This window comes from Streptomyces sp. NPDC055140 (assembly GCF_053607285.1).
The window spans coordinates 88,697-104,260 of sequence record NZ_JBSGTG010000030.1 but is presented as its reverse complement, the minus strand read 5'-3'; the positions used below and the strand labels follow the sequence as shown (position 1 = coordinate 104,260).

The following is a 15,564-nucleotide window of genomic DNA, read 5'->3' as shown; positions in this document are numbered from 1 at the left end:
CAAGGTCCTCGGTTGGCGGACGCCGGCCGAGGTCTTCGAAGAGCAGCTACGCTCGCTGCAACAGCCCGGTGTTGCAACGACTGGTTGAACTCGCCCAGTACGTGAGTCGGGCCTTCGCCGATGCCTGCCGCCGGCACGGTATCCACCGCAGCATGGGGCGCATCGGCTCGAGTTATGACAATGCCCTCGCTGAATCGTTCTTCCAGGGGCTGAAGCGGGAGTTGCTGCATGCACGGCACTTCTCACCTCGAAGGCGCAGACCCGCCTGGAACTCTTGCGCTGGCTCGCCTACTACAACCGGCGCCGCCGTCACTCGGCGCTCGGCTACCTCACCCCAGCCGAGTTCGAACAGCAGCTGATCGCGTCACATACGCTGTCACTCGTCGCATGAAACCCGGTGTCCACTCCCGAGGTTGAACCTCAGCGTATCGATGCCCCGTCACGGGGGAACGCCCTGTACAGCGGCAACGTGCCCTCCGGCAGCTCCACCGTCCGCCGCACGAAGTCCACCACCATCTCCGGGAGGACGTCTTCCAGCTTCAGGAAACACGCCATGCGCTGGTAGGACTTCAGAAGCAGGGCCAGCAGATACTCGTCTCAGTCCGTGGCAATGACGGCGCCCCCAGTGACTTCATCGGAGACCTATCCGTCAGCTCCTTCATCCACCCTGCCGGCCCGCCCATCACACCTCCGCAGTCAACGTGTTGCGACGACCGGTTGAATCCGCCCACTTCACAGGAGCCAGTACTGACTTCGGCGTATTAGGGTCCGCGCGGTCTATCGAGAGCGAGCCCCGTCCCGGCGAGGAATCCGCCGAGGATGCCATGCCGGTACTGCAGCGCCTTGAGCCGCCTGCGGAGCAGGGTCTCCAACTCGCTCAGGGTGCGGGCAGCCAGGTTGGCCAGGCTCCGCTTGATGTGCGCCCCCAGACCCTCCGCTGGGTTGAGGTCGGGCGCATACCCAGGCAGCAGGACCACTGTCAGCCAGTCCCGCTCGGCAACGAGTGCCTTCATCGTCTTGGAGATGTGGGTGCTCAGCCGGTCCCACACCACGATCAGCGGGGCCTTCTCTTCGCGGCGCCTGCGCTGCTCGGCGGTCAGCCCGCCCCCGTCCGGATACCGCATGCCTCCGGCGTACCAGCCCAGACGGACCACGTCACCGATCCCGACACAAATCCAGACCCCGAAACGCCGAAGTCAGTAAGGGCGTCCCGATGGAGCGAAAGCTTCTGGGGACTCGAGTTGAGGGCTGCGATGCCTGCGGCGAACCGGGTCGGCTGAGACCTCCGCATAGAGCGGCGCGCGGTCCAAGACGCGGGATGCGGACCTGCTGTACGTGGAGTGGAAGCGGCTGCACCGCGACGGCATCCGCCGCATGCAGGAGAGCGCGGTCCCGCTGTACGAGGGCACGAGCGTGTTCCGCGTCTACTGTCACAACGTCGTCCCCGGCCTCTCGCAGGTCCACGGGTACGCCGAAGCGCTGATGAACCTGATCAGCGACTTCCAGGGAACCCCCAACGACTCCCCCGAAGCGGCGACCGCCCGCCTGGAGCGCTCCCGGATCATCTATGAGGGCCAGCACCGGTTCGTGCTGCTCATCGAACAGGCCGTTCTCGGTTACCGGTTCGGCACGCCCTCGGTGATGGCGGGACAACTGGGCTACCTGCTGGAAGTGATGTCGCTGCCCAGCGTGGCATTCGGCATCGTGCCCCAGCCGACCGAGCGGACCATGTGGCCGCTGGAGACCTTCATGATCTTCGACAACTCGCGTGTGCAGGTGGAGACGTTGACCGCGGAGATCAACATCACCGCACCCGACGAGATCGCTGCCTACTCGCGCGCCTTCGACCGCCTGCGGGACATGGCGGTGTTCGGGCCAAAAGCACGCGCCCTGATCCTAGAGGAGATCGCCGCTCTCGGGTGACACCCGCGCAACTTCGCGCAACTTCATAGATGGTCGACACGCCACTTCCCTAGCTTGAAATGCACCAGCCGGAAGTGATCGACCCTTGGGGGCGCGCGGTGATCGAAGTTGAGCAGGAAAGAGAATCCCACGCCGAGGCACTTCCCCTGGACCTCGAACAACTTGACGCGGACGTGCAGTGGGCGCTCCAGATCCGGCTGGAGCTGCCGGACAAGCAGCGCGTTGAGACACGCGTCCTGCGACTGCGCGGACAGTTGGCCGAGGTCATCGAGTCCGGAGTCATCGACAAAGACGACCCCACCCTCGGAGGGTTGCTTGCCACCGCGCACCGGCTGATCTCCCACCCCGTGCCGCCAGGGCAGATGTCGCACACCGATGCGTACGAGCACCTGCGGCACCTGGGCACCAACGCGCGCGCCGTCGCAGCGATCTACCGGATGCGCCGTGCACGCGCCAACCGCGAGAAGGGACAGACGGCATGACCGAGCGGGTGCGCCGGATAGACGCCGAGCACGCGAACCTCGGAGGAGAACAAGCGCAGCTCCTGCAAAGCGAGTGCGACACGGGGTTCGTCGGGATGGCCCTCGATCTCGACATAGAAGCAGCTCGGGTTGAGACCCGCGCCCATCTGATAGCTCTCGATCTTGGTGAGGTTCACCGCGCTGCTGGCGAACCCGCCGAGCGCCTTGTAGCGGGCGCTCGGGATGTTCCGTACGGCGAAGAAGAGGCTCGTCATGGTCGGTTCACCCGGGATGGGTCGAGGGACCGGTTCGGTGGCGGCGGCCGATGATCACGGATTCGCCGGTGCCCGTTTCGGGCTTGACGCCCTTCATCGATTCCAGCACGCCGCTCTTGGTGAGCTCGAAGGGGAAGCGGGCGATGACGCAGCGCATGTGGCCTCACAAGGAGAAGGGGATAACGGTCCGACGAGTGGTGAGGCGGGTCAGCGGGAGAGGGCGAGGATGCCCAGGGCGCTGCCTTGCCCGTCGATGACCGGCAGTGCGCCGAGCCGGCGGGAGCGCAGCACGTGTTCGGATTCGGAGCCAGTGGCCTCGGGCGAGGTGAACGACCCGTGATCGCTGGCGATGTCGCGCAGGCGGACGCGGTCCGTGTAAGCGGAGCTGTCGCGGACGACGGTGAGTTCGGTCTGGGTGACCAGGCCGGTGCGCTGGCCGTCCTGGTCGCAGACGGCCAGCCGACCCGTGTGGGCTGCGGCCATGACGGACAGCGCCACCTCGAGACTCATGTCGTCACAGACCTGCGGTCCGGCCGCGTCCCTGGCCTCAACCGTCTTCCTTTGCACGGGGTTGGTGCTCGCCGGGCGGGGCTGCATCTGAACCAGCGTCAAAAGGTGCCTCCTGCAGAGATGGGTCAGCTTCCTGATCACGAAGGTTCTAGGCCGCCGCGTCGAAGACGGACTGGCGTACGGGCGCGCGCCGGGTCGCCGACGAGGGGCGGCGTCGGCCTCGGGGGGAGGCGCTGCGCTTAGGGCGTTCGGCCACCGGTGCGGTGACGGTGACCGGGATGCCGGACGGGGCCTGGGCGCCGGTGATTCGGCTCAGGGCCTCGTCGCCCGAGCGGATCTGGGTGGTCTGCGGCCGGATTCCGGCGTCCGACATGAGGCGGACCATGCCGCGGCGCTGGTGCGGTGTGACGAGGGTGACGACGCTGCCGGACTCGCCTGCGCGGGCGGTGCGGCCGCCGCGGTGGAGGTAGTCCTTGTGGTCGGTCGGCGGGTCGACGTTGACGACAAGGTCGAGGTTGTCGACGTGGATGCCGCGCGCCGCGACGTTCGTCGCGACGAGCACGGTGACGTGCCCGGTCTTGAACTGGGCCAGGGTCCGGGTGCGCTGCGGCTGCGACTTCCCGCCGTGCAGGGCGGCGGCCCGCACACCGCTGTTCAGCAGGTCCTGCGTCAGCCGGTCGACGGCGTGCTTGGTATCCAGGAACATGATCACCCGGCCTTCGCGGGCCGCGATCTCGGTCGTCGTGCGGTGCTTGTCTGCGCCGTGGACGTGCAGGACGTGGTGCTCCATCGTGGTGACCGCGCCTGCGGACGGGTCGACGGAATGCACGACCGGGTCGGTGAGGTAGCGGCGGACCAGGAGGTCGACGTTGCGGTCGAGGGTGGCGGAGAACAGCATCCGCTGGCCCTCGGGCCGGACCTGGTCCAGGAGCGCGGTGACCTGGGGCATGAAGCCCATGTCGGCCATCTGGTCGGCCTCGTCGAGGACGGTGATCGCGACCTGGTTCAGTCGGCAGTCGCCCCGGTCGATGAGGTCCTTGAGACGGCCCGGCGTCGCGACGACGACTTCGGCACCACCGCGAAGTGCGCTGACCTGCCGGCCGATCGGCATTCCGCCGACGACGGTGGCCAGACGCAGCCTCACCGAGCGGGCGTAGGGGGTGAGAGCGTCGGTCACCTGCTGTGCCAGCTCACGTGTCGGCACGAGGATCAGGGCCAGCGGCTGGCCGGGCTCAGCACGCTGTCCGGTGGTGCGGGCCAGCAGGGCCAGCCCGAAGGCGAGGGTCTTGCCCGAGCCGGTGCGCCCGCGACCGAGGACGTCGCGGCCCGCGAGGGTGTTGGGCAGGGTCGCGCCCTGGATCGGGAACGGGATGCGCATGCCTTGCGCGGTGAGCGAGGCCAGTAGCCGCTCGGGCATGTCGAGGTCGGCGAACGCCTCGACGGCGGGCAGCGCGGGAGTGATTGTCTTCGGCAGGGCGAACTCGCCCGAGGCCGCCGCGGGCCGCCGACCCTGCCCCCCGGGGCGGCTCGGCCCTCCGGAACGGCGCGGGGCGGGCGAGCCGAAGCGGCTGCCGCCTTGCGAACCGGCGCCGGTGCCGAAAGCGGGACCGCCGGTACGGCTGCGGGTGCGGGCGGAGCGGTTGTTCGTGCGTGTGGGGTTCATTCAGAACCTTCCTTGATACGGCACGTATCAAGGAATTCTCGCAGCGGAAGAACAGCGCGGGGAATTACAAGAACGGGCCGAACGAAATGCGAAAGCAGATCTGGCCTGCGGTGAATCCAGCGCATGTGCAGGCGATGAAATGGGTGACGTCGTGCGGACGTGGAATCCTGGACGTCTACGGGCGCATCTTGGAAGAGGCCCGTATTGCTGAAGAGGCATCCGCGGGCGTCGTTGCCCCACATGGGAAGACCCGGGGATGACCGCAGCTGGGGCCCGCACCCCGAGGGATGCGGGCCCCAGCTACGAAGTGCGCGTCAGCGTCAGACGGGAACGATGTTCTCGGCCGTCGGGCCCTTCTGGCCCGCCGCGATGTCGAAGGTGACCTTCTGACCTTCGAGCAGCTCCCGGAAGCCATCGGCGGCGATGTTCGAGAAGTGGGCGAACACGTCAGCTCCGCCGCCGTCCTGCTCGATGAAGCCGAAACCCTTGGCCGCGTTGAACCACTTCACAGTGCCAGACGCCATGTCATATCTCCTTGTGGGGCAGTACGCCGGGACCCGCAATCCACGGATACCGGGTCGCCGCGATGATGCCCCGCCCGGAGAGTGACCGGAAATACAAAACGCTTCCCGCAGCTGAAAATACTGACGAAAGCGTTGAAGTTTTGGGAACCACAACTGCAACTAGGAGCGACAGTAGCATGCGGTAGCGGCCTGCGTACGGTAAATAATTCCACTCTGTTCGTTACAGCAAACACACTGTCCGCGCGGCACATTAAAATCTCGTCTCGCGGTCATAGATATTGGGCCACCCGAAATTCAGCGTTCCAAGAAGAGCGGTCGCTGTTTTCGGCTCGGTGTGCACATCTATTGCCGTGGCACCTCCTCCCGCCCGACGACGGCCCATCAGCCCGTGTGCCGGGACCGACGCAGATCAGGGCCGCGCAGCGCTGCTGCTGAGCGGCCCTGCCGCGGGCGTGCCAGATCCCACCACCATCACCTGAAGGCCGACCACACCGTTCGTGCGAACCAGTCGGACGGCAGAGCCTGCCCGGGGCAGCTGTATGTTCCGAGCGCAGGCGGGAAGGTCGGCGGGCATGCGCCGCTTCAGTCCGCGGTCGTCGGGTTCTCGGATTCGGCGGCGTGGCGGTATTCGGCGTTGATGCGCTGGGCTTCTTCGAGCTGGTCCTCGAGGATGATGATGCGGCAGGCGGCCTCGATGGGGGTGCCCTGGTCGACGAGCTCCCGGGCGCGGGCGGCGATGCGCAGCTGGTAGCGGGAGTAGCGGCGATGTCCGGCCTCGGAACGCAGCGGGGTGATGAGGCGGGCTTCGCCGATGGCGCGCAGGAAGCCTTGCGTGGTGCCGAGCATTTCGGCGGCCCGGCCCATCGTGTAGGCGGGGTAGTCGTCGTCCTCGAGACGCCCGAACGAGTCGTCTGCTGTCATTTGCACCTCTCTGTGGAACGCGTGGAGGGGCCCGGGTGCCATATGACACCCGGGCCCCGAAGGAACTGCTACACCATCTGCCGGCCCTGATACTGCGCCGGCCTTCTGTTTCCGCTGACCCGACCTGGAAGTTGTCGGGCTTGCGGGGATCGCGGTTGCTTGACCGGAGACCACCTCACTGTCGATGTCCTGCGGTACCCGGGCTCAAGACTTCCGCCCGGGCGATCCTGATGGCGCCTGCCTCCTCCGTTTCTTCCCTCTGGGATCAATCACTTTCCTACTACTGGTACTGCTCTCCTACGTACTGCTCTGTGGCCTGTGACAGCGCCACTCTTCGGCAGCCAGCCCCGTCGCCCGTCCTGCGTCTGCTCTGGCTTAGAGCCCCACTGCCGAACCTCCCGGTGCGCGCGCCCGCAGCTGACGCCTTCACCGAGGTACTGCTCACTTAACTTCACTGCTGGGTACTGCTCTTGCGGGTACTGATACTGCGTGAACTGCGGTACTGCTCACGGCAGCCCCTGATCACTGCGGGCCACCCGGTCCGGTCGTCAGTCCCGTCGCCGTCCTGCAACTGCTCTGGCTTCGGAACTCCACCACCGCACCGCCTTGCGCACTGCAACTTCCGTACTACTGCCCGGCAGTTCGTCTCTGCCAGGCCCTGCTGTCTCTCTGGGCTACGAGAGAAACCATAACCACACCACCACCCAATGTCTACTCCGGCCGACATAGATTTCCGCGTGTTCGACTGTGAGGTAATCAGCCTCGAACACTGACGGGCAGACCCAAGGGCTGTCATCCCTGCCGGGCTGGGCCCCAACCGGGGCACAAGGATCCGGACAGCCCCGGGGCCGGCCGCCTTGACGATCCGGAAGGCCGCGGGGCCGACTCGGCGTGTCAGCGAGCCCGGTTCTTCGGATCTGGACTGTCCGCCTGGCGGCGGCGCCGAACGCGCCACACCATGAGCCCGACCACCACGATCACCGCGACGGCGATGGCAACGACGCGGCCGGCAACAGCCTCGACCCGCTGGTAGGCGGAGCCTGCGATGTAGCCCAGCAGGGGTGAAGCCGACTCCCCAGACGAGGGCGCCGAGGGCGGTGAAGAGGAGGAAGCGGCGGTAGCGCATAGGGGAGATGCCGGCGAGCGCGGGCATCATCGCGCGGAAGAAGGCGATGAACGGCCCCAGAAGACTGCTTCGGGGCCTCGGCGGCGGATGAAGTCCTGTGCCTTCTAGATGCGTTCCTGGTGGAGGCGTACCGGTCGGTCGTCAAGATCTTCGGGCCGAAGTGGTGGCCGACGGAGTAGCCCACGGTGTCTCCGGCGATTGCGGCGAGGACGACGGTCAGCGCCAGCCAGTAGACCGAGACCTGGCCTTGGCTGGCGAGTACGCCGCCCAGGACGACGGCTGTCTCACCGGGCAGGACGAAGCCGAAGAACAGCGCGTCCTCGGCGAACACGAGGGCGCCGACGACCGCGTAGACCAGGGGGCTGGCGCGAGGCGATACGAGGGGGCAGCCCGGTGCGCCCCCGGGGACGGCCTCGAACCGGCGGTGCAGGCCGACGAGTTCGACCAGGCCGATCACGGATTCGCCCGGCCGGCCCACCCGTGGACGGGCCTGCTGCGGGTAGAGCATGACTCGCTGGTAGCTACGGGTGAAGCCGTAATGGTCAACCGAGCGTCTGCGTGGGCGTGGCTGTCCGGTTCGGATTCGGTTGGCGTCGAGGCGTTCAGTCGAGGACCGCGAGGTGGTCGGCGGCGCCTCCGTGCCATTCGATCATGAAAAGGGTGGCGTCGTCGGTGGTGCGGCCGCCTCGTTCCCTCTTCAGGGTGTGGGAGAGCCGGAGCAGGTCTGCCCGCATGCCCTGCGACGGTTCTTCGCCCAGGCGGTTGACGCAACGGATGAGGCGTTGCTCTCCGAACAGCTCCCCGCCGTCGACGTGCTCTTCGATGATGCCGTCGGTGTAACACAGCACCCGGTCGCCCGGCTGGAGCATGTGCTCTCTGATCCGGGGCTCCTCACCGCCGAAGCCGACAGGCAACGTCGTCGCGCTCTCCAGCTGCCGCACGACCCTGCCGTCGCGGATCAGCAGGGGCGCGGGGTGGCCCGCGTTGACCAGTTCCATCTCACCGGTGGCGATGTTCAGGTGCATCAGCTGCGCCGTGACGAAGTGGTCGGGACCGAACTGCTGAGTAATGGCGTCGTCCATGAACGCGTACTTCTCGGCCAGGCTGATGAACACGCGCCGGGCATGCCGGTAGGCGCCGATGGCGATGGTCGCCATCGCGGCTGCGTCCAGGCCGTGGCCCATCGCGTCGATCACAGCCACATGCAGGATGTTGTCGTTGAGGGCGTAGTCGAAGCTGTCACCGGCGACGCGGTAGGCGGGCTCCAGAATGCCGGCCACCGCGACCTGCGGCACGGACATCGTCAGCGGCGGCAGCAGGCCCCACTGGATCTCCGCGGACAGGCTCATCGGCTCCCGGCGCCGGGCCAGGAAGAACTGGTCGGTGTAGGCGTTCTTGGTGACCAGCATGTCGGCCACCAGGCCGGCGAGCCGACGCAGCAGCCGCCGGTCGTCGTCGCCGACGGCGTCCAGGGTCAGGGCCATCACACCCACCTGGTCGCTGCCGTCCAGCAGCGGCAGGTACATCCGGACGCCATGAACCTGCGGCACCTCGACGACGTCCGCGCTCAGGAAGGCCCGGCCGGCGGGGGAGCCTGCCATCGGCTCGGGCTGGCCTACGTGCAGCTTCCTCCCCGGAAGCGGCACCAGCACCTCCTGCGCATAGTCCTGGAGCAGGATGGAGACGTCACGGCCGCCGATCCTGGCCACCTCCTCCGCGATCAGTGGGGCGATCAACTGCGGGGGCAACAGCCGCGCCCGATCCAGCAGCAGGCCGAGCAACCGCTCGCCGAAACCCTCCGACCGGTCCACGCTCTCCTCGTCCATGACCCGGTTCGCCCCCTCACTCCTACCTACCCACGCCGATCACCGCCTCCGCACAAAATGACCCGGCAGGCCGCCGGAGCGGCTCATTACGCCAATGCACGGCATGTCGGCCCACGCTGAGCTTGATGACTTCGGCGATCTCCCTGGGCTCGGTTCCCGGTTTCCTCGACGCCTGCGTGCGCGCCGCCGAAGCCCTCAGACCGGCGGAGCCGGCCGTCGACGACGCTGTGGACCTGGGCTCACTGCTGATGGCAACAGGCTGATCAACCCGGTTCGGCGGGTGCGTCGGACCGGGCGCGGCTATAGTCCGGGAGCGTCGAATCCGTTGAGGGCCCACGGTGCGCCGGAGTACCACAAAGGCCCGATGGCGCAGACGAGGGCGCTGCCGATAACCGGCAGCATCCAACCCGGCAGGCGGTGGTTGCGCACCACGAGAACCTTGGCGACGAATGCACCGTAGAGCGGCAGCTGGCAGTGGAGTGCAGGAAGACCCGCGTGCTGGTGGTCTCCACGCCCGTAGGTGCTCACGCAGTGGTACGCGATGGACAGCGACAGCAGGAAGGCCACCCACCCCAGCACACGGTGTCCCGTGTGCACTGCGTGAGGCGCGGCTGGGACGCGGGGAAGGCAGTGGTACATCCACAAGGCCAGCGGGAGCTGGATGAGGGCAAGACCAAAACAGACGCACCGGCCGGTACCAAGTTTGAGACGTTCGCCTTTCTCGACCACGTCCTCGGGCTGGGCCGCCTCGCACGCGAGGTGGGTCACCAGCACCGGGCGGCGACATGACGTCGGGCGCGTGGGCCTGATGGCGACGGGGCGAACCGGGCAACACGCCCGCGATGGTCTCCCCCACCCACCAGGGGATCCGCCGCATGGAGGCCGAAGAAGAACGCGGCTGAGCCGGAGTGTCCGAGGGCCGACTCGCCTACCGCTCAGCCCGGCATTTACGGCCTGCACGGCCCCACTTGCACACAGAACGAGGGGGACGGGGCCTGCCCGATGGCCCGCTCACCCTCCCGGCCTGTCCGGCCCGCAGTCGTACAATTGAAACTGGGTCGAGCACGCTCACGTGTGACGATCCGGAAGGGCGGCCCTGGCGGAGTGCATGCGCTGGGGCCGTTGCGACGACGGTGATCAGACCCCCGCCGGCCAGGTGGACCAGCAGCGTCGGCCACTGCGGACAACTGATGCGCCGTGTGCGGCGGGGACAGAACTCTCCGCAGGCGAAGGCAATGGATGTCCGCACCCTTCCGCCATGGCGCGCGTGCGATGGGCCGTGCGGGTCCTGATACTGGCGGTGGCCGCCGGCGCGATCTCGCTGCGGCCTGGGCAACGGCCCTTGCTGGTGGCTGACACGCCCACACGCCTCAGCGCGGGGCCGCAGGGTGTCTTGCGGAACGGCTTCCCCACGTACATTCCGCAAGGCAGCCCCTCCCGAGCTTCCCAGGAAGGCCGGGACGCACAGACTGCCGTGGCGAGGGCTCGGAGCGGCTGACGGCAGGGCCGCTGCTGCGGCGGGGAGGGTCAGGCCAGGTTGATGTTCTCCGCCTGGGGGCCCTTCTGGCCCTGGGTGACATCGAACGTCACGGTCTGGCCCTCCTGGAGCTCACGGAAGCCGGTGGAGTTGATCGCCGAGTAGTGGGCGAAGACGTCCGGGCCGCCGGCGTCCTGGGCGATGAATCCGAAGCCCTTCTCCGCGTTGAACCACTTCACAGTTCCCGTTGCCATGTCTCATGCCTTCCAGTCACGAACGCCTCCCGCTCCATGCGGAAAGCGGAGGTGGTCGTCCTGGTTCCTGCGGCACAGCGCAGCAGAACGCCCACGCCGAAGCGTGGGCAAAAAGGGAAACTTCCGAACCACGACAGCTGACCCAAACGCTACACGCCCTCACACCCCGTGATCATCGGAAACGCGCCCCGCCCCGCTAGGGCCGCAGCAGGGGGGCGGCGCGCCGCCCAAGCTCCCCACGCCTGGCAGGTGTGCGGGGATCCTGCCGGCGCCCGATGGCCCGCCGGCCCGTTGTCGCCTCAGCTCGCGGGCGGTGTACCCGATTCGGTTGCGCGGCGGTATTCGGCGTTGATGCGCTGGGCCTCTTCGAGCTGGTCCTCGAGGATGATGATGCGGCAGGCCGCCTCGACGGGAGTGCCCTGATCGACGAGTTCCCGGGCACGTGCGGCGATGCGCAGCTGGTAGCGGGAGTAGCGGCGGTGGCCGCCCTCGGAGCGCAGTGGCGTGATGAGGCGGGCTTCGCCGATGGCCCGCAGGAAACCCTGGGTGGTGCCGAGCATCTCGGCGGCCCGGCCCATCGTGTAGGCGGGGTAGTCGTCGTCCTCGAGACGGTCGAACGGGTCGTCTGCTGTCATTTGCACCTCTCTGTGGAACACGCTTGAGGGGCCCTGGTGCCATATGGCACCAGGGCCCCGAAGGAACATCTACACCATCTGCCGACCCTGGAACTGCGCCGGCCTTCTGTGTCCGCCGACCCGACCTGGGAGCTGTCGGGGGTGCGGGGATCGCGGTTGCTTGACCGGAGACCACCTCACTATCGATGTCCTGCGGTACCCGGGCTCAACACTCCGCCCGGGCGATCCTGATGGCGCTCGTTCCTCCGTTCTTCCCTCGGTGATCAGCTACTTACTAAACGGGGGACTTGATACTGCTGGTACTGCTCTACTGCGTACTGCTGCTGATACAAACTGCTCAGTGGCCTGTGACAGCGCCACTCTTCGGCAGCCAGCCCCGTCGCCCATCGCGCCTCTGCTCTGGCTTAGAACCCCACTGCCGAACCTCCCGGTGCGCGCGCCCGCAGTCGACGCCTTCACCGAGGTACCGCACTGACTTCACTGCTGGGTACTACTACCAACTGCACTCGCGGGTTCCGCCACTGTTGACCGCGGCCCCGCCGCTGGCCCCTGATCACTGCGGGCCACCCGGTCCGGTCGTCAGTCCCGTCGCCGTCCTGCAACTGCTCTGGCTTCGGAACTCCACCACCGCACCGTCCTGCGCACTGCAACTTCCGTAATACTGCCCGGCAGTTCGTCTCTGCCGGGCCCTGCTGACTTCTGGCTACGAGAGAAACCATAACCACGCCGCCACCCAATGTCTACTCCGGCCGACATAGATTTCTGCCTGTTCGACGGTGAGGTAATCGGCCTCGAACAGTGACGGGCAGACCCAAGGGCTGTCATCGCCGAGTGTCGAGTAGGGACCGCAGGCTGGGGCGCAAACAGCCGGGCAGCCAGGGTCCGACATTGACGATCGGGAAGGCCGCGGGGCCGACCTGGGGTGTCAGCGGGCCCGGTTCTTCGGATCTGGACTGTCCGCCTGGTGGCGGCGCTGAACGCGCCACACGATGAGCCCGACCACCACGATCACCGCGACGGCGATGGCAATGACGCGGCCGGCAACCGCCTCGACCCAAGACCCACGCCGTCGTGCTGCCGCACGTGACGGCGTACAACATTTCGGCGGCGCTGTGCGCCGCCGCTTCCCTACGCCGCGCACTCTCCACCGATGACGCGGCCGCCGCCCTGGCCGCGCTGGACACCCGACTCGGAGTGCCGGACGGCCTGCGCGACCTAGGGGCCGAGAGGCCGACCTGCCCCCGGATCGCCGACGAGGTGCTGGCCCACCCCTACTCCAACCCTCGGCCCGTCACCCGACCCGGGCTCGAGGCCCTTCTGCACGCCGCGTGTGAAGGCCGGGTATGACCCACGGCGTGTTCCCGTACGACGACGCGGTCCGGACCCCGTTGCCACGATGAGCCGGGCAGGACCACACACCACACCGCTCAGTCGCGTGCGCTCGTAGCGCTTGAGGGCCTGTGCCATCGGCTGCTGGCCGGTGCCTGCTGCAATCGTGTCGGCGATGGTCTCGGCGTCGTCCAGGGACCATGTCAGCTGCCGATCGTGTCGAGTTCCGCGACCGCGTCCGCCGGCAGCGTCAGGTCGGCGGCGGCGATGTTCTGGCGCAGGTGGGCGCGCGAGGAGGTGCCCGGAATGAGGGCGATGGTGGCCGAGCGCTGCAGCAGCCAGGCCAGGGCGACCTGCTGCGGTGAGGCGTCCAGGCGTGCGGCGACGTCGGTGAGGGTCTGTGACTGGAGCGGGGAGAATCCGCCCAGGGGGAAGAACGGGGTGAAGGCAATGTTTTCCGCCGCGCACCGCTCGACGAGGGCGTCGTCCTGGCGGTTGGCCAGGTTGTAGAGGTTTTGCATCGTGACGACCGGGGCGATGGCCTGCGCCTCGGTGAGCTGGGCATCGGAGGCGGCACTGAGTCCGAGGTGGCGGATCAGGCCCTCTTTCTGCAGCTCGGCCAGCGCGCCGAACATGTCGCCGACCGGCTCATCATTCGTGTGCCCCTCGTTGGTGCCCAGGCGCAGGTTCACCACGTCGAGCGCGTCCACGCCGAGGTGCTGGAGGTTCTCGTGGACCTGGGTCTTGAGGTCCTGGGGGTTCCGCGAGACGTTCCAGCTGCCGTCGTCGCCGCGACGGCTGCCGACCTTGGTCACGATGCGCAGGTCCGCGGGGTAGGGGTACAGGGCCTCCTTGATGATTTCGTTGACGACGGCGGGCCCGTAGTAGTCGCTGGTGTCGATGTGCGTGATGCCCCGCTCGACGGCCTCCCGCAGCACCGCGACGGCCTCGTCCCGGTCCTTGGGCGGCCCGAACACGTTGGGCCCCGCCAGCTGCATGGCTCCGTATCCCATGCGGCTGATGGTCAGGTCGTCGGCGAGGGTGAGAGTTCCGCCGGGGGTGGTGCCGGTCATGGCGCGCCTTCCGTTGTGCGGCTGTATGGACAGCTTGTTCCGTATTGACTGTGCGTGCTTGTGGGCGGGCGTGGCAGTACCCCGCTGTTCCTGGGAGTGACAGGGACAGGCACCCGCGCCGGTGCGGACCTAGGGTTGGGGCATGGACGGCACCAACGCGCTCGGCGAGTTTCTGCGCGCCCGCCGGGCACTGGTCAGGCCCGAGGACGTCGGAATCCGCGGCGGCGGGCTCCGGCGCGTGCCGGGGCTGCGCCGTGAGGAGGTCGCGATGCTCGCCGGTATCAGCGCCGACTACTATCTGCGCCTGGAACAGGGCCGCGACCGAAACCCCTCGCTTCAGGTCCTGGAAGCCCTGGCCGACGTCCTGGACCTGGACGCGGACGCCACCGCTCACCTCATCGGCCTGACCCAGACGCGTCCCTCCCGAACCAGCCGGGCACCCCGCTCCGCAGACCGCCCACGGGCTGCGCACAAACCCGAGCCCGTACCGCCCGGCATCCTCCAGCTCATGGAGGGCTGGACCACCAATCCCGCCTACGTCGAGAACAAGTTCACCGACGTGCTCGCCGCCAACGCACTGGCCACGGCCGTCTCCCCGAACTACTCCCCCGGCGTCAACCTCCTGCGCGCCGTCCTCCTCGACGACAGCGAACGCGAACTGCTGCGGGACTGGGAGGAACTAGCCGAGGCGCTGATCGCCTCCCTGCGGGCCAACGTCGGGCCCGACGTCAACGACCCGCGCCTGACCGAGCTCGTGGGCGAACTGTCCGTGCGCAGTGAGCACTTCCGCCGCCTGTGGGGCCGCCACGACGTGCACCCCAAGCGGCCGCGGGTCAACCGACTGCACCACCCACAGGTCGGCGATCTCGAACTGCACGCCAGCAAGCTGGCCATCGTCGGCACCGACGGCCTCGTCCTCAAAGTCTTCCACGCCGAACCCGGCAGCCGCAGCGCCGAACTGCTCGCGATCCTGGGAAGCCTGACGGCCTCCGGCAAGGGCCACCATCCGACCGGCCCCGACCGCCACCAGGTCATCGACGGGCAATGAAGGCCCGTCCCGGGCACGCGAGCCCCGACTGATGGCGATCTTCGAATTCGCCAGAAGTTCTCGTACCGGGGCACGCCTGATACTTCCGACCTGCATGTTCGCGGGCATACAACCCACCCCCACAAGACGCGGGACGTCGCCTCCCTCCGCAGCCGGCAGCAGGTCCCGGCCTCACTTCGCGAGCGTCAACCCGCCGTCAGATCGACAGCATCCACTGGCCAGCGCTCAGCTGCCGGAGCCAGGGCGGTACGGGGACCGGCGCAGGAGTCGGACAACGGGGACCAGCGCACTTCGTTGCCGCTCGAGTGCCGAGGGCGCTTCGACACAGACCGGCGGAAACCAGATCAGGTCGCTGGCCGGCCGGGAAGGCGTGGCGTCGTCTGGTCACCGTGATAGTGAGCGCGGCGAGCAGCAGTGTGAAGGTGCCCCAGGCCAGTGAGGAAGCGCCGAGCCCGCCGAGGATCAGTCCGCTCACGATTCCTCCGCTGGGGATGCCGATGTTCCAGCCGGTGACCATGA

14 protein-coding genes and 5 pseudogenes are annotated in these 15,564 nt (G+C 67.8%); 6 read left to right on the top strand and 13 right to left on the bottom strand.

Annotated elements, in window-relative coordinates; translation table 11 throughout:
- Positions 1–113: 113 nt before the first annotated feature.
- A pseudogene (locus ACWFR4_RS38860) lies at positions 114–391 on the top strand (transposase); the annotation flags it as partial.
- A 370-nt stretch (positions 392–761) separates the two neighbouring features.
- On the opposite strand, the pseudogene ACWFR4_RS38855 reads toward ACWFR4_RS38860, so the two are convergent.
- Positions 762–1,067 (bottom strand): annotated as a pseudogene (locus ACWFR4_RS38855) (transposase); the annotation flags it as partial.
- A 268-nt stretch (positions 1,068–1,335) separates the two neighbouring features.
- Here ACWFR4_RS38855 and ACWFR4_RS38850 point away from each other — a divergent pair.
- Together ACWFR4_RS38850 and ACWFR4_RS38845 are read left to right on the top strand one after the other, a co-directional pair.
- The gene (locus tag ACWFR4_RS38850) at positions 1,336–1,923 is read left to right on the top strand and encodes a DUF5753 domain-containing protein (protein ID WP_453656429.1); all 588 of its coding nucleotides are present in this window, start codon (positions 1,336–1,338) and stop codon (positions 1,921–1,923) included.
- A gap of 59 nt (positions 1,924–1,982) precedes the next feature.
- Entirely contained in the window at positions 1,983–2,405 is a 423-nt protein-coding gene (locus ACWFR4_RS38845; protein ID WP_453656428.1) for a hypothetical protein, read from the top strand.
- On the opposite strand, the pseudogene ACWFR4_RS38840 reads toward ACWFR4_RS38845, so the two are convergent.
- The 8 genes and pseudogenes from ACWFR4_RS38840 to ACWFR4_RS38805 all read right to left on the bottom strand — a co-directional run.
- Positions 2,354–2,680: pseudogene (locus ACWFR4_RS38840) on the bottom strand (hypothetical protein); the annotation flags it as partial. The gene ACWFR4_RS38845 and the pseudogene ACWFR4_RS38840 sit on opposite strands and share 52 nt — an antisense overlap.
- A gap of 16 nt (positions 2,681–2,696) precedes the next feature.
- Positions 2,697–2,816 (bottom strand): annotated as a pseudogene (locus tag ACWFR4_RS38835) (SCO5918 family protein); the annotation flags it as partial.
- A 50-nt stretch (positions 2,817–2,866) separates the two neighbouring features.
- A complete protein-coding gene (locus ACWFR4_RS38830) occupies positions 2,867–3,271 on the bottom strand; it encodes a CBS domain-containing protein (protein WP_453656427.1) in 405 nt (134 codons plus the stop codon).
- Positions 3,272–3,317: 46 nt separating this feature from the next.
- Positions 3,318–4,832: a DEAD/DEAH box helicase gene (locus tag ACWFR4_RS38825; protein ID WP_453656426.1), complete on the bottom strand. Its 1,515-nt coding sequence runs from the start codon at positions 4,830–4,832 to the stop codon at positions 3,318–3,320.
- 320 nt (positions 4,833–5,152) lie between these two features.
- Positions 5,153–5,356, bottom strand: coding sequence for a cold-shock protein (locus tag ACWFR4_RS38820; protein ID WP_383088638.1), 204 nt, complete (start codon positions 5,354–5,356; stop codon positions 5,153–5,155).
- A gap of 582 nt (positions 5,357–5,938) precedes the next feature.
- A complete protein-coding gene (locus ACWFR4_RS38815; protein WP_453656425.1) occupies positions 5,939–6,277 on the bottom strand; it encodes a MerR family transcriptional regulator in 339 nt (112 codons plus the stop codon).
- Positions 6,278–7,254: 977 nt separating this feature from the next.
- The gene (locus ACWFR4_RS38810; protein ID WP_453656424.1) at positions 7,255–7,911 is read right to left on the bottom strand and encodes a DedA family protein; all 657 of its coding nucleotides are present in this window, start codon (positions 7,909–7,911) and stop codon (positions 7,255–7,257) included.
- A gap of 94 nt (positions 7,912–8,005) precedes the next feature.
- Entirely contained in the window at positions 8,006–9,229 is a 1,224-nt protein-coding gene (locus ACWFR4_RS38805) for a PP2C family protein-serine/threonine phosphatase (protein WP_453656423.1), read from the bottom strand.
- Positions 9,230–9,354: 125 nt separating this feature from the next.
- Between ACWFR4_RS38805 and ACWFR4_RS38800 the strand changes: the two genes are divergently transcribed.
- Entirely contained in the window at positions 9,355–9,492 is a 138-nt protein-coding gene (locus ACWFR4_RS38800) for a hypothetical protein (RefSeq protein WP_453656422.1), read from the top strand.
- Between the two features lie 37 nt (positions 9,493–9,529).
- Here ACWFR4_RS38800 and ACWFR4_RS38795 read toward each other — a convergent pair whose 3' ends face one another.
- The 3 genes from ACWFR4_RS38795 to ACWFR4_RS38785 form a co-directional block, all read right to left on the bottom strand.
- Positions 9,530–9,958, bottom strand: coding sequence for a DUF6529 family protein (locus ACWFR4_RS38795; protein ID WP_453656430.1), 429 nt, complete (start codon positions 9,956–9,958; stop codon positions 9,530–9,532).
- Positions 9,959–10,756: 798 nt separating this feature from the next.
- On the bottom strand, positions 10,757–10,960 hold the full coding sequence (locus tag ACWFR4_RS38790) for a cold-shock protein (RefSeq protein ID WP_453656421.1): 204 nt from the start codon (positions 10,958–10,960) through the stop codon (positions 10,757–10,759).
- Positions 10,961–11,259: 299 nt separating this feature from the next.
- Positions 11,260–11,595: a MerR family transcriptional regulator gene (locus tag ACWFR4_RS38785; protein WP_453656420.1), complete on the bottom strand. Its 336-nt coding sequence runs from the start codon at positions 11,593–11,595 to the stop codon at positions 11,260–11,262.
- A 1,068-nt stretch (positions 11,596–12,663) separates the two neighbouring features.
- On the opposite strand from ACWFR4_RS38785, the pseudogene ACWFR4_RS38780 reads away from it, so the two are divergent.
- Positions 12,664–12,942, top strand: a pseudogene (locus tag ACWFR4_RS38780) (maleylacetate reductase); the annotation flags it as partial.
- Between the two features lie 185 nt (positions 12,943–13,127).
- Here the strand turns inward: ACWFR4_RS38780 and ACWFR4_RS38775 are convergent.
- The gene (locus tag ACWFR4_RS38775; protein WP_453656419.1) at positions 13,128–13,997 is read right to left on the bottom strand and encodes an oxidoreductase; all 870 of its coding nucleotides are present in this window, start codon (positions 13,995–13,997) and stop codon (positions 13,128–13,130) included.
- Positions 13,998–14,139: 142 nt separating this feature from the next.
- Here ACWFR4_RS38775 and ACWFR4_RS38770 point away from each other — a divergent pair, with 142 nt between their 5' ends.
- Positions 14,140–15,045, top strand: coding sequence for a helix-turn-helix domain-containing protein (locus ACWFR4_RS38770; RefSeq protein WP_453656418.1), 906 nt, complete (start codon positions 14,140–14,142; stop codon positions 15,043–15,045).
- The last annotated feature ends 519 nt before the right edge of the window (positions 15,046–15,564 follow it).

Excerpts from the sequence above, each read along its gene's own strand:
- ACWFR4_RS38815 (WP_453656425.1), bottom strand. The coding sequence starts at position 6,277 with ATGACAGCAGACGACTCGTTCGGGCGTCTCGAGGACGACGACTACCCC.
- ACWFR4_RS38785 (WP_453656420.1), bottom strand. The coding sequence starts at position 11,595 with ATGACAGCAGACGACCCGTTCGACCGTCTCGAGGACGACGACTACCCC.
- ACWFR4_RS38820 (WP_383088638.1), bottom strand. The coding sequence starts at position 5,356 with ATGGCGTCTGGCACTGTGAAGTGGTTCAACGCGGCCAAGGGTTTCGGC.
- ACWFR4_RS38775 (WP_453656419.1), bottom strand. The coding sequence starts at position 13,997 with ATGACCGGCACCACCCCCGGCGGAACTCTCACCCTCGCCGACGACCTG.
- ACWFR4_RS38845 (WP_453656428.1), top strand. The coding sequence starts at position 1,983 with ATGCACCAGCCGGAAGTGATCGACCCTTGGGGGCGCGCGGTGATCGAA.
- ACWFR4_RS38825 (WP_453656426.1), bottom strand. The coding sequence starts at position 4,832 with ATGAACCCCACACGCACGAACAACCGCTCCGCCCGCACCCGCAGCCGT.
- ACWFR4_RS38800 (WP_453656422.1), top strand. The coding sequence starts at position 9,355 with ATGACTTCGGCGATCTCCCTGGGCTCGGTTCCCGGTTTCCTCGACGCC.
- ACWFR4_RS38805 (WP_453656423.1), bottom strand. The coding sequence starts at position 9,229 with ATGGACGAGGAGAGCGTGGACCGGTCGGAGGGTTTCGGCGAGCGGTTG.
- ACWFR4_RS38770 (WP_453656418.1), top strand. The coding sequence starts at position 14,140 with ATGGACGGCACCAACGCGCTCGGCGAGTTTCTGCGCGCCCGCCGGGCA.
- ACWFR4_RS38810 (WP_453656424.1), bottom strand. The coding sequence starts at position 7,911 with ATGCTCTACCCGCAGCAGGCCCGTCCACGGGTGGGCCGGCCGGGCGAA.
- ACWFR4_RS38790 (WP_453656421.1), bottom strand. The coding sequence starts at position 10,960 with ATGGCAACGGGAACTGTGAAGTGGTTCAACGCGGAGAAGGGCTTCGGA.